This window comes from Phosphitispora fastidiosa, assembly GCF_019008365.1.
In the GTDB taxonomy this organism is placed as follows: Bacteria; Bacillota; Thermincolia; order Thermincolales; family UBA2595; genus Phosphitispora; species Phosphitispora fastidiosa.
Window position 1 is genome coordinate 196,862 of record NZ_JAHHUL010000001.1, and the last position, 12,440, is coordinate 209,301.

The 12,440-nt window shown below is 46.1% G+C and carries 13 protein-coding genes; 4 read left to right on the forward strand and 9 right to left on the reverse strand.

All coding sequences use genetic code 11. From position 1 onward, the window contains the following. The first annotated feature begins 2 nt into the window (after window positions 1-2). Both Ga0451573_RS00985 and Ga0451573_RS00990 read left to right on the forward strand, forming a co-directional pair. The gene (locus Ga0451573_RS00985) at window positions 3-1,754 is read left to right on the forward strand and encodes a vWA domain-containing protein (RefSeq protein WP_231681996.1); all 1,752 of its coding nucleotides are present in this window, start codon (window positions 3-5) and stop codon (window positions 1,752-1,754) included. A gap of 82 nt (window positions 1,755-1,836) precedes the next feature. After that, complete coding sequence (locus Ga0451573_RS00990) at window positions 1,837-3,606, forward strand: vWA domain-containing protein (protein ID WP_231681997.1); 1,770 nt, start codon at window positions 1,837-1,839, stop codon at window positions 3,604-3,606. A gap of 5 nt (window positions 3,607-3,611) precedes the next feature. On the opposite strand, the gene Ga0451573_RS00995 is transcribed toward Ga0451573_RS00990, so the two are convergent. The 3 genes from Ga0451573_RS00995 to Ga0451573_RS01005 all read right to left on the reverse strand — a co-directional run bounded on the left by Ga0451573_RS00995 (window position 3,612) and on the right by Ga0451573_RS01005 (window position 5,338). Then, window positions 3,612-4,481: an HDOD domain-containing protein gene (locus Ga0451573_RS00995; protein WP_231681998.1), complete on the reverse strand. Its 870-nt coding sequence runs from the start codon at window positions 4,479-4,481 to the stop codon at window positions 3,612-3,614. A gap of 54 nt (window positions 4,482-4,535) precedes the next feature. Further along, complete coding sequence (locus Ga0451573_RS01000) at window positions 4,536-5,000, reverse strand: hypothetical protein (protein WP_231681999.1); 465 nt, start codon at window positions 4,998-5,000, stop codon at window positions 4,536-4,538. 95 nt (window positions 5,001-5,095) lie between these two features. Next, the gene (locus Ga0451573_RS01005; RefSeq protein WP_231682000.1) at window positions 5,096-5,338 is read right to left on the reverse strand and encodes a hypothetical protein; all 243 of its coding nucleotides are present in this window, start codon (window positions 5,336-5,338) and stop codon (window positions 5,096-5,098) included. Between the two features lie 173 nt (window positions 5,339-5,511). Between Ga0451573_RS01005 and Ga0451573_RS01010 the strand changes: the two genes are divergently transcribed. Continuing rightward, window positions 5,512-6,006: a general stress protein gene (locus Ga0451573_RS01010; protein ID WP_231682001.1), complete on the forward strand. Its 495-nt coding sequence runs from the start codon at window positions 5,512-5,514 to the stop codon at window positions 6,004-6,006. A gap of 366 nt (window positions 6,007-6,372) precedes the next feature. Next, window positions 6,373-6,915, forward strand: coding sequence for a DUF2179 domain-containing protein (locus tag Ga0451573_RS01015; protein WP_231682002.1), 543 nt, complete (start codon window positions 6,373-6,375; stop codon window positions 6,913-6,915). 29 nt (window positions 6,916-6,944) lie between these two features. Here Ga0451573_RS01015 and Ga0451573_RS01020 read toward each other — a convergent pair whose 3' ends face one another. The 6 genes from Ga0451573_RS01020 to Ga0451573_RS01045 all read right to left on the reverse strand — a co-directional run bounded on the left by Ga0451573_RS01020 (window position 6,945) and on the right by Ga0451573_RS01045 (window position 12,419). Next, complete coding sequence (locus tag Ga0451573_RS01020) at window positions 6,945-7,403, reverse strand: chemotaxis protein CheX (RefSeq protein WP_231682003.1); 459 nt, start codon at window positions 7,401-7,403, stop codon at window positions 6,945-6,947. A gap of 30 nt (window positions 7,404-7,433) precedes the next feature. Next, a complete protein-coding gene (locus Ga0451573_RS01025; RefSeq protein ID WP_231682004.1) occupies window positions 7,434-9,080 on the reverse strand; it encodes an NAD+ synthase in 1,647 nt (548 codons plus the stop codon). A 122-nt stretch (window positions 9,081-9,202) separates the two neighbouring features. Then, the gene (locus Ga0451573_RS01030) at window positions 9,203-10,306 is read right to left on the reverse strand and encodes a hypothetical protein (RefSeq protein WP_231682005.1); all 1,104 of its coding nucleotides are present in this window, start codon (window positions 10,304-10,306) and stop codon (window positions 9,203-9,205) included. A 127-nt stretch (window positions 10,307-10,433) separates the two neighbouring features. Next, window positions 10,434-11,150 carry a pseudouridine synthase gene (locus Ga0451573_RS01035; RefSeq protein ID WP_231682006.1) on the reverse strand — a complete coding sequence of 239 codons (717 nt, stop codon included), beginning with the start codon at window positions 11,148-11,150 and terminating at the stop codon, window positions 10,434-10,436. 129 nt (window positions 11,151-11,279) lie between these two features. Continuing rightward, a complete protein-coding gene (locus tag Ga0451573_RS01040; RefSeq protein WP_231682007.1) occupies window positions 11,280-11,816 on the reverse strand; it encodes a spore maturation protein in 537 nt (178 codons plus the stop codon). Window positions 11,817-11,822: 6 nt separating this feature from the next. Next, complete coding sequence (locus tag Ga0451573_RS01045) at window positions 11,823-12,419, reverse strand: nucleoside recognition domain-containing protein (RefSeq protein WP_231682008.1); 597 nt, start codon at window positions 12,417-12,419, stop codon at window positions 11,823-11,825. Window positions 12,420-12,440: the final 21 nt, after the last annotated feature.

The following is a 12,440-nucleotide window of genomic DNA, read 5'->3' on the forward strand; positions in this document are numbered from 1 at the left end:
TTATGAAAAAAGAAGACCAACAAAATGTCTATCAGCGTTCCAGGGTGATTACCCTCGGGAAAGCGCTTGCTGACCATCTTGAATGCGGTAAAGGCATTATCCTTGGAAGCTGTGCAGTTGTCAGCCGGAACTTTCACTTTGAGCCCAGAGATTCTGAAGGAACAGTCATTATTTACACTGACCGGGATGCCGGGAAGATTTTCTTTAACATGGTCGAAAATGATCAGGTAATCCACATAGATGTTTATCATCAACCTGCAGAAATTAACGTTTTCGATCTTGCCAACCGCATTCTGGTGTCCACAGCCGAATACCTTGACCTTGTTGAAGGCAAGGAAGAAAGGCTCAGCATTGAACGAGAAGCCCTTACCCTTAATCTGGCTCAGAGGGTCCATCTTAGAACAGCCACCGGTGAAGGTACTGTCCTGAAACCCTTTAAAGCGCCGGGGCTCCCGGGTGGCGCTGTCATGAGTCATGTCCACATCCTTGCCCGGCTTCCCCAAAAGTATTTGGGACTGATATATTCAATTGTTGACCAAACCGAAAAAGCAATCCTTTACCAGGACACTAAACTGAGACAGATATCAAATATTGTACATCATTCCACTACAAGGACAAATCCCGAAAATTTTCCCTTAGGGGTACCGGTTACCTTCAATAAAACCGGTACCCCACCCGAGGTAATGTTTCAAAATTACTTCCAAGCGCTTTATTCTGCTGCTGTCCAGGTTGGCAGCCTGGAAATACTGGCTAAGTTTTTAAGCTCCATCTCACCTGCCAAATTTCTGAACATGAGAGTTATGATGAAAACTCATCCATCTCTCGGTATTCTTTTGAAGGACATGGAAAAACTTAATCTGGTAATCGGAAAGCCGATGGGTTATTCCTTAACGGCCTGCGGCTATGAATTAAACCACTTCCTGCACCGGCACCAGAAAGAATTGGCTGCCCAAATCCGTAAAGCTATCAGGCAGATTCCTGCAAAGGCGGGAGCAACCCCCTTAGGACACCCTGCTCGCTGTCCGGTTAAAGAAAACATTAATTACAACTACAAAAAATCAGTAAACCGGAATGAAACAAACAGCTCAAACCCCATTGCAGTTCCCGAAACTGTCATTAATGCGGCCAAACGAAGTTATCTGGAAAACAGTAGCGCCTTATGTATCTGCAACCGTGATATCATGGTGTGTCCCAAAAGATCCCGGGCCCCTGTTGACATCTGCATTGTAGCTGACTGCAGCGGAAGCATGAAAGGTGACAAAATTTCCGCAGTCAGATGGGTAGCCGAACACCTGCTGCTAACCACCCGGGATAAAGTAGCTCTGGTGTCATTCCAGGAGCGGGATGCCGCTGTGAATATTGAATTTACCAGAAATTACTCATATATGCACTCCAGCCTCAATAACCTGGCACCACATGGCCTTACTCCACTGGCTAAAGGATTGGAAACAGGGCTGACACTTATCAGACAATCAAGACCCAAGAACCCCCTGTTGGTTTTAATTACAGACGGCAGGCCAAATACCCCTCTGGTCAGCCTGGACCCTGTTGCCGATGCCGTTAATATATGCCGGAGTTTTCCTAAACACAGGATAAGATTTACTGCTGTGGGAATCGACCCCTTGGGAGAATTCATCCCCACGCTGGCTGAGGCCGCAAAGGGAACTTACTACCTCGTGGAGGATATTGACCGCAGCAGTCTGATAAATATTATGCATGGTGAACGAAAGGTAATATCAAAAACAAAGTCCTGAGACGTACAGTCCGGAGGCCAGCAACTGCGCTGGCCTTTTTGTTTTTTAGCTAACATTGTTTGACGAAAGGTCGGTGACAGTCTTGTCAGCAAATCAGAGAGCATCTTATAATTATCAAAAACTGAAAATCGTCTCCCAAAACCTTGGCGGATATTTTGATATGAACCAGGGCGTCATTATGGGAACAACCGCAGTTGTGAGTCAATTGGCCCATCATGAATCAGCTAAATCCTTGGGTGAAGTGGGTATTTCCAGGGATAGGGATGCCGGGCAGCACTACTTTAATCTCGAAGAGCCGCGTAAAGTTGTTCATATTGACGTCCTCCATAACTCTGCCGAAATCAATCAGGTTGATGTAGCCAACCGCATCAGACAGATAATCCCCAATTACCTGAATACAGTTGACCGTAATCAGGACTTGAGCCCTGAAGAACAGGATCTGGCAGCGGCCAACATTTCCAGGGGAATTCATCTCCAGACTGCGCTGGGTTATGGGACAAGCATGGATCCTGACCAAAAGGCCGTAAAGGGCACTGACGACCGGTATTTGAATCACATTCACCTGCTGGCAAAACTGAAACCCCGTTATTACAGTTTAGCCTACTGCCTGATTGATGAGATTGAAAGGGCCATCATCTATCAGGGCGCCCAACTCCGCAAGGTAATAAAAATTATCCACTATGGCAGCGCTGACGAAGGAGCAGCCAGCGCCGCTTCAACCCTTTATCTACCCCCGGTTTCCAAAGGTTTGTCGGAAGCGCTGCGACACCAGAACATGCTTCAGGTGATGAACAGCCTGGCGATGCGGCTGGGAAGTATTGAAGCCGTAGTAGATTTCTTCAAGTATCTCTCCCCTATCAGAAACTTTAAGCTGGGGAGTTTCCAGAAAGACAAAAAAGAATTTGATAAGCTGGTGTCTCAGCTGGTCAAAAACGATATTGTTAAGCAGACACTTTTTGGATATACCCTTACCGATACAGGTAATGAAATGCAGGATTTCTTAAAGAAAAACAAGAAAGAACTGGCTGCCCAAATACGGAAGTGCATCAGGCAGTTCAGGCATACTCAGCCAAAGTTTCAATCATTCCGTTATTCACACCTGAAATCAAAAGAAAAACAGTTTCCCAACAGGCGTAAAGTGGTCACCCCAAATGACCCTGTATCCTGGAAGGGCGAAATTGCAGTACCGGAAACAGTTGTGGAGGCAGCCAGGAGAAGTTTTCTCTCCAAAAGCTCTTCTATCAATATTACTGTCAAAGATATCAAGGTATATGCAAGAAAGTCCTATGCACCTGTAGATACCTGCCTCCTGGTTGACTGCAGCGGGAGTATGATGGGTGACCGCATCAGGGCGGTCAGCAATGTTGCCGAGTACCTGCTCTTAAACAGCCGGGAAAAGGTATCCATGGTTACCTTTCAGGAAAGACAGGCCAAAGTTCTGGTGCCATTTACCCGCAGTTATAGTGAACTGCACCAGGGACTGTCAAAAATAATACCAGGTGGTTTGACCCCCCTGGCGCTTGGACTGAAGACCACTGTAGACATGTTTAAAAAAGAGCGGCCGCGCAATCCTCTACTCGTTCTGATTACTGACGGGATTCCCAATTATCCCCTGTGGACAACAGACCCTATAGAGGATGCAATCAAGGCAGCAGCAATGATTGCTGAAGAAAATATCCATTTCATCTGTATCGGGATAGACCCGAATCATGAGTTTCTTCCCCTTCTTGCCGAAGCCGGAAAGGGTAATTCTTATATAGTTGACGATAATGACAGAAATAATTTGATAGGAATCGTCAGCCAGGTGAAAAAAGAATTCCAGAGCGGTCATAAGCAGTTTTCGTTCACATAGTGGTATCAGTTTTCAATCATAGTTTCCGCATCTATCAGGGAATCTGCTATTTCTGCAATCGTTTCTTCTATTAATTCACTGGTCATGCCCAGCAGTTCTGTAGCAAAACCGTCAAAAGGATAAAGCAGCCCATCCCCGCCAAGCCCTATCCCCATAGACATGCTGGCAGCATCAGCAACATGGACCAAAGAGGTCAGCTTAGGATTATGCTTCGCCAGCGCGGGAGTGTGATGATTGGCGATTGCTTCAACCAGTTCAGAGGGCAGATTCCATTTTTCAGCTACCCGGGAACCCATCATGGCATGGTCAAATCCAAGTATCTGGCGTTCTGCTGCCATGAACGGTATGTTTTCTGTGTTCACCTTGGAAATCACATCTTCAAATTTTTGATTCATGTATGTATTGAGGATAATTTTCCCCATGTCATGCAGCAGTCCGGCCACAAATGCCTGGTCAGGAAGTTCATAACCGGTTTTTTTCGCCAGGGACCTGGCTATCAGGGCAGTTGACATGGAATGTTTCCACAATTCACCCCGCGGCAAAAAATACCCCTGGACCTCCCTGTCCATCACGTTGTACACCGAAGCCGCCATAACCAGGTTCCTGACGGTACTAAAGCCAAGTATAAGCAGGGCTTCAGTGATTCCGTATATACGCCGCGCATAACCGTAATAAACCGAGTTTGCCATCCGCAGCACCTTTGCTGTGAGTACTTGGTCCTGTGTAATAATCTCTGTTAGTTGGCTCAGAGTGGTATCCGGCCTGCTGGTCAGTTCCAGCACCCTGTATGTCACATGCGGTAAAGCCGGCAATTCCTCGACCCTTTGGACAACATCATTTAAAGACAACTCCCCCACAAAAATCAGTCCTTTCAATAGCCGTCGCCTACTGCTGCCTGCTCTACGCTGCCGCCTGCCCGCAGCTGCTGCCTATCTGGAACTGTATTTTCTCTCCATAAGCATCCGGTAGTTTCTTAGTTCCTCACTAACCTTAAATAATACACGTTCAATATCTACCTTGTTTAAGACAACATGTTCCGGCTCAATTATCTCTATTTTTCGGAACTCCTCCCTGGCAATAAACCTGATTATATCTTCCAAGCTGTCAGCAGTTACAGTCAGGATAACCGGAGCGAATGCTATCTGTGCATTAATAAATTCGTCAAATACAATATATACATCACTGCTCATATCTACTTCTTCAATGGCAATACTCTGCATAGGTACATTTCGCAGCATTTGAACCTGTTGTTCCCTGACTTCCTCAGCTACTTCTTCGGTGCTTTTACCACCGAAAAAGAATTTACCTGGCTTTTGTACGCCTTTATAGTCAAGCCGAATCTTTACTCTGACAGCTGTATTGACTACTTCATCACCAATGCTTGTCCTGACCATTGTTGATCCCCTTTCAAACTCCGCAATTTCTGTACATTTTCGCCAACCTTGTTTAAAATCCTTCTAAGAACTTCTAAAAAGTACGCCACAGACCCTTAATTCCAGATTATTTCATTACTCCCACACTCATAACAAGTGTCAAAATATTCTTTTGGCATCTCCCATGCTTCCTGAACCAGGTCCAGATCATTTGCCAGAGAGTCCATTTCTGTGATGTATCCCTGTTTATCAAAATTGGCGATTAACCCTGAAATCGGTCCGTTTGCAGCCGGGGCAGCCGGCGGCACTCCTGAACTCCCAAAACTGAATGTATTGCCACACCGGGCGCATTTTGGCACAACTACCACTCCTTAAGCGTTTTCTAAATATCGTCAGGAAGTCCCCTTAGTATTCACCAATATCATTGAACAGTCTCTGTTTTTCTATGCATAAATCCTTCTATAAAATCAACATAATACTATCAATACTTTAAACGCATGATGCCAAAATTTTCTTTGAAGGGGTGGTTTTATTGCGCCGTACTATTACCGGAGTCTTTAGATCTGTTACCCAGGCTGAACGGGCTATTGATGAAATTGAATTACAGGGATATGCCAATAACCAAATCTCCGTTGTCTTAAAGAAAACCTCCGAACATGGTGAAAACCATACCGGTGAAAGCTTGATTGATCCCACTGCCGGGTCCCTGCATGACTTCAACAGTGTTTTGGTCCAGGCAGATACAATTGACCTCCCGGAAGTGGGTACTGTTTCTGCCGGAGGACCACTGGCCGGCGCACTGGTTCAGGGTGACAAGTCTCTGGCAGAATCCCTGACTTATTACGGCGTTTCCGGTGAATATGCAGCCCAACTGGAGAACTTTGTTAGTGATGGCTTTTTCCTTACCGTAATCGAAACAAACAACAGTAAAGCAAGTGAAGTGTCCAATCTGCTTAACAAGTTCGGAGCCCATATGGTCCAGAAATGGAGTAAAACGATTGACAAACCCTTAAGACCATGGAATTAAAAGTACAGGGGTGGATGTATTCCTCTGGCGGGCTACGTCTCCGCCGGCTTCCACTCCCGCTTCGCGGGTTTACCCCAAGGGTACCGCCATCTCTAAGCGCTAAAGCGCTAAGAGCTGCCATGGTGGGCCGGACGGACGACAGACTCCGCCTGCCGGAACACATCCACCCCTGTCTTATTAACATCCCAGGACTTAATATAATACGCCCTCTACATAAACGAAGTAGAGGGCTCTCTTTTCTATGAGCCTGCATTAATTAAAAAACTTAAAAATAATAAAGGTTTCCAATTGCATTATCCAGAAACCTGTTTATAATATACAGGTAGACTATTTTTATTTGTTTTTTTTGGGGGGGAGAACTCTATCATGGAATGGCTGCTGCCTGCTGTCGGAGCATATCTGTTCATATTCTTTGCCCGTGTTATTGACATGACCCTGGATGTTTTAAGAATGTTGATGCTTATGCGTGACCGCCGTATCCTGGCATCATTTATAGGCTTTTGTGAAGTCACCGTTTTTGTCCTGGCTCTGAACCAGGTGCTGGCCGGTGGATTAGACGATATCGGTAAAGTAATTGCATATGCGGGCGGGTTCGCCACCGGTAATTACATCGGCAGCCTTATAGAAAACAGGCTTGCTATTGGGTTTGTTTCCCTTCAGGTCTTCCCTCAGCCCTGCCAATGTGAGCTCATTGCAGAAAGCCTCAGAAGCCGCGGTTTTGGGGTAACCCTGGTGGAGGGCGAAGGTCGTCACGGCAAACGGACCATTCTGTTTGCCGCTCTAAAGCGGAAGGATCTCAAACTCGCTGTTAGAATTCTTGACGAGGTATCACCTAATGTGTTTTTCACAGTCTCCGATGCCAAAAATATCCACGGCGGCACTTTCCCAATTAAGCGAAAGGGTTACTGATTTTATCAGTAACCCTTAGCTGCGCTCTGTCACCCTTCAAGAGCAATACTTATTTCGATTAGCCCAATATCAGTTTTGAGAGGTATCTGGATTCTTTTCCGGTTTAGTGTGGAAATGCTGGCCTTCTGCCCATATATCAGCATCGGAGGGGTAATATCTGAGTTATGGCCTAGTTCCTCAAGCTTGGTCAGCGCCCTTCCGGCAATAATGTTAGCCATCTCGGCAATTCCGCTGATAACCATATGGCTGAAACCGGCAATTGTTTCCCCCAGCATTATCCCAACGAGTTCCATTGCGGTGTTAATCGTCATCCCGATCAGAAACGTTCCTTTAACATCACCAATTATGTTTATAATTACAGTTATTTCCTGAGTAGTCCATTTGGAAGAAGCCAGGGACAGTTCCCCCCTTATTCCTGTCAAACCCGTTTCCATTTCTAATATTTCTCTCGCTGAACTAAGGAATGGATTTATAATCTCTGCTTTCAAAGAACTTTCCCCCTTCCGGTAACAACATGCCTAACTTTGGTACTTTGCTGCAATAGGCATCCTCCTGCCAATTCCAAATGCCTTTGTGGTTACTTTTAAGCCGGGTGCAGCCTGTTTTCTTTTATATTCGTTTCTGTTCACATTGCGAATTACCCAATACACCGTTTCGCTCTCATAGCCTTTTTTAATAATATCTTCGGCACCATAGCCTTCATCAACATAGTAATGCAGAATCCCGTCAAGGATATCATATGCCGGCAGGGTATCCTGGTCCAACTGGTCAGGCTTTAATTCAGCTGATGGCGGTTTGGTAATGGTCTCCTCCGGGATTAGTTCCCTTTCCCGGTTAATGTACCTTGCCAGTTCATAAACCATTGTCTTGGGAACATCTGAAATGGGACTCAGACCGCCGCTCATATCACCATAAAGGGTACAATAACCTACTGACATTTCACTCTTATTACCTGTTGACAACAGCAGGTAGCCAAACTTATTGGAAAAGGCCATCACAATACTGCCGCGAATGCGGGCCTGGATGTTCTCTTCAGCAATATCAGGTTCCTGATCGCGAAAATGCTCCTCAAAAGACCCCAGGTATGAAGAATAAATGCCGGAAATAGGAATCACCTTAAACTCAATGCCAAGGTTTTCAGCCAGCTTTCTGGAATCTTCCACACTGCCTGTGGAGGAATATGGTGACGGCATCGATATCCCTAACACATTTTCATTCCCCACTGCAGCTGCAGCCAGGCAGCAGACCACGGCAGAATCAATTCCCCCTGACAGCCCCAGGATTGCCTTTTGAAACCCGCATTTCCTCATATAATCCGCGATTCCGGTAACTAAAGCGTTATATATGGAGCCTGTCCTGTCCAGTGGTGTATAAAGTCCGGGACTTCCTGATATCCCGGTCTCCACAAACGCCAGTTCTTCTTCAAAAGCAGCCAGAACTTTAACAGGCACACCATTTTTATCAACACATATGCTTCTGCCGTCAAAAACCAGCTCATCATTGGCTCCCACCTGATTAACATACAGGAACGGCACACCGTGTCTACGTGCATGGTTACTGATAATCCGGAAACGCAGCTCTTCTTTGCCCACCTGAAACGGCGAAGCCGAAATATTAATCAGCAGGGTAGCCCCCTTTTTGACAAGCTCCTCTACCGGGTCGTATCCGTAATTCCTGATACTCCACATATCCTGCACATTCCAGGCGTCCTCACATACCGAAATCCCCAGTATCTCTCCCTTAAAGCTGACTGTTTCCACTTCAAACTCCGGTTCAAAATATCTGGCTTCATCAAATACATCATAGGTCGGGAGGAGCGATTTGTGATAACTGAACAGAGTCTCTCCATTGCAAATCAATAATGCCGAGTTATGCAGCGCCTTCCCTGTTTTTCTGCTGCTGCGCGTCGGAGCCCCCAGCAAAATCCCCGTCTCCGGGTATTCCATTGATAATTTCTTTATCCTGACAACTGCCTGCTCAGTCCTTTCAATGAACCACTGTCTTTCCAAGAGGTCGCGGGGAGGATAGCCAACCAGGTACAGCTCCGGAAACACAATCAGATCAGGTCGTTCCTTATCAAGGCTGCCGAGGGTTTCAGTCAATTTCCTGATGTTTCCCTCAATATCACCTACAATTGGATTAACCTGTGCTATGACTACCTTCATTAGTCTGCCCCCCTGCCAAATTTGACCGCTATTTCCGATATTAATAGTAATTTCCTGTTCAATTATACCAAAAACCGGGACAAAATTGTATATTCTGACATTAAAATTGAAAAAAAAGTATATTATTCTCCGGCAAAGAGGGTTGCCAGAAACTCCGGTTCAGCCACGCAGGTCCCGGTCTTCTTGTCCTGCCGCAGCTGCACCTCGATGTTTCTGCGGTTATTATAGGGCCCGTCTGTAAAAGAAACTGACACCGAAAGCCGGTAAACCAAGTCTTCTTTTTCCTTTATATTCAATACACTGACCCCGATTAATTTTTCAAGTTTGTTCTGCTTTACCCCTTCCGGAGATGTCAGCATCAACCGGGCTGACTGCCAATCCCGCTGGTCTATGGCCGTGAACAGCAGGAGTATGGTTTCGTAGGGATTTGCCTCTTGCAGGACTTCATCCAGCCTGCCCGAGGCCTTGTAATACATCAGCCGGCAGGCCACCGTATCACCCTTATTGCGATCACCCGTCAAAGGGAGCCTAAGGTCAAAACACCCGCTTTCCCCGTTCTGCAGGTGAGGCATTCCCGTGAGGGCAGCTGCAAATTTAATCCCACCCGACTGAACCACCACAGCCCTCTTCTTCCAGCACCAGGTTCCGCCAAAAATTTCTCTGATGACTTTACTGTCATTTTCAGTTACCGGCTTTATGTCAGCGTGACTGTAACCGCCTTTCCTTACTGCATGAAAACTCTTTCCTGTATCCACATCAAATATTTTCACATTTTCACCCGGTGGTAAAAGCTGTTGTGCTTCTTCCCACTGCATTAATTGTCCATATGGGCTTCTCAACCGCAACTCCTCTGCTGCTTTATTTAATACCCCGCGCAGTTGACCAAATGGCTGCAGACACCTGCTGCCCTTAATATCATAAATGACCTCAGGTGAGGCAAAAAGGTATACCCTGGTCTCCTTTTTGCTGAAGAGTTTCATTACATAAATGTTTTCCGGCTCAGCGCCATTAATCTGAGATGCTTCTTTAACTCCTGCGGCAATTCCCCTGACAACCTCCTGATCAGTAATTTCCCATGATGACTTAAACTCCGGGGAACTGAACTGAACCCTGGTTACTTTAGTCCAGCGCAGATAGGAAACGCCAAGGATAACCGCCAAAGCAATAAATGCTATTTGCAAAAAGAGTATTCTGGTGTCAATATAATGCACCTTGGGCCTGCCCATCTAAATACCCCCATACCTTTTAACCGGATACTTTTTAAAAATTAATTCCGGCTAAAACAAGTATATTTTTGTCGGCCCAAAGTATGCTTGCCAAATAAGACAGGTGGAGATGTATTTCTCCACCTGTCTACTCGATCAGGTTTTTCAGTTTACTGATCTCCTCTTGATTGAGGTATCGGAATTTCCCCTTTTCCAGTCCCTCAAGCCTGAGAAAATCCACGGAAACCCGCTTTAGTTCCAGAACCGGATGCCCGATGGTTTCACACATCCTTCTTATTTGCCGGTTACGTCCTTCATAAATGGTAATTTCCAGAACACCGTTACTCCCTTTTTTATTGAGCAGCCGCACTTTTGCCGGTGCAGTCACCCCATCTGCCAAGCGCAGTCCCTTGCCGAACCGTTTCAGCTTGTCCTTGTCCGGAACACCTTTTACCGTAGCTACATAGGTCTTGCCCAGTTCATGTTTGGGATGGGTCAGCCCATAGGTAATATCTCCATCATTAGTCAGAATAAGCAGTCCTTCAGTATCAAAGTCAAGCCTGCCAACAGGATAGACCCTCTGCTCCACACCTGTCAAAAGGTCGGTAACCTTAGGCCGCCCCTGTGGGTCTCTCACTGTGGTAACATATCCCTTAGGTTTATTCAGCAAAATATATACCTTTTCTTCAGGCTTCCCGATTAATTTACCCCTGACCTCAATCCTGTCACTTTCCGGATCTATTTTCACACCCATTTCTGTCACTGTTTTCCCATTAACCTTAACCTTTCCCTGTGATATCAGTTCCTCACAAAACCTCCTGGAAGCGATACCTGCATGAGCAAGGTATTTCTGTAAACGTTCCACAAAAAACACCTACTTTTTAAGTTAATACACTGCATCAGTTTACTTTATACCGTTTTTCAAGAATTATACAATGTTTCATTCATTATACTGTACAAACCCTGTTTATGAAAGTAAAGGTTGGGGCAGCGCCTACCTGAACACAATATTGCAAACTATCACCGAGGCTATAAATCCGGTAATATCTGCTGACAGGCCGGAAAATACCGCATACCTGTACCTAATAACCCCAACTGACCCGAAATAGAGTGTCAATACAAAAAAAGTTGTATCAGTACTGCCCTGCAGTGTTGACGCCAGCCTCCCGATAAAACTGTCGGGGCCGTAAGTTTTGATGAGTTCTGCCGTAATCCCAAGCGCCCCGCCTCCTGAAAGCGGCCTCATGATTCCCAGGGGCAGCACTTCAGCAGGAATGCCCAGGGTTTCTGTTACCGGTGAAACTAATTTGACAAACAGGTCCATGGCTCCTGATGACCTGAATACGCTTATGGCCACAAACATGGCTACCAGAAAAGGAATTGTCTTCACCGCGGTTGCGAAGCCCTCCTGGGCGCCCTGGACAAATGCTTCATAAACATTTACCTTTCTTGTCAGAGCGAAAACAGTTATCACAAAAAGGACCACTGGAATCGCCCATTTTGCTGCTAGGGTAACCATATGTATAAACATCTTTTTCTACCTCCATGTTCTGCGCCTGTATAAAGCTCTTAAAATCCTGTCAACAACAATAGCCACAAACATTGCACAGGATGTGGCAAAAATCGTTGTCCCGACTATCTCTGTCGGGTTTAGCGACCCGGCCTGAATCCTAATCCCGATAATAGTGGCCGGAATCAAGGTTATGCATGAGGTGTTCAAAGCCAGAAACGTACACATGGCTTCACTGGCGGACTCAGGCTCAGACTTATTCAGCTTCTGCAGTTCCTTCATAGCTATCAAACCCATGGGAGTCGCCGCATTACCCAACCCAAGTACATTTGCACTGAGGTTCATGATTATCGCTCCCATTGCCGGGTGGTCCCTGGGCACTGTCGGGAAAAGGAACCTGGTGACCGGTTCAACTATAGTGCCAAGGATTCTAACCATTCCGGCTTCTTCAGCTACCTTCATAATACCCAGCCAAAACGTCATAATAGCAATCAAACCCAGGGCAAAATCAACCGCCCACTGCGCCCCCTTCAAGGCTGCAGTGGTTACAGCTTCGATGTTTCCATTGACGGCAGCCACCATAATGCCGGTTAGCAGCATGGCGGCCCAGATTATATTGACCATGGTTCCTCCACAGCAGGGAAA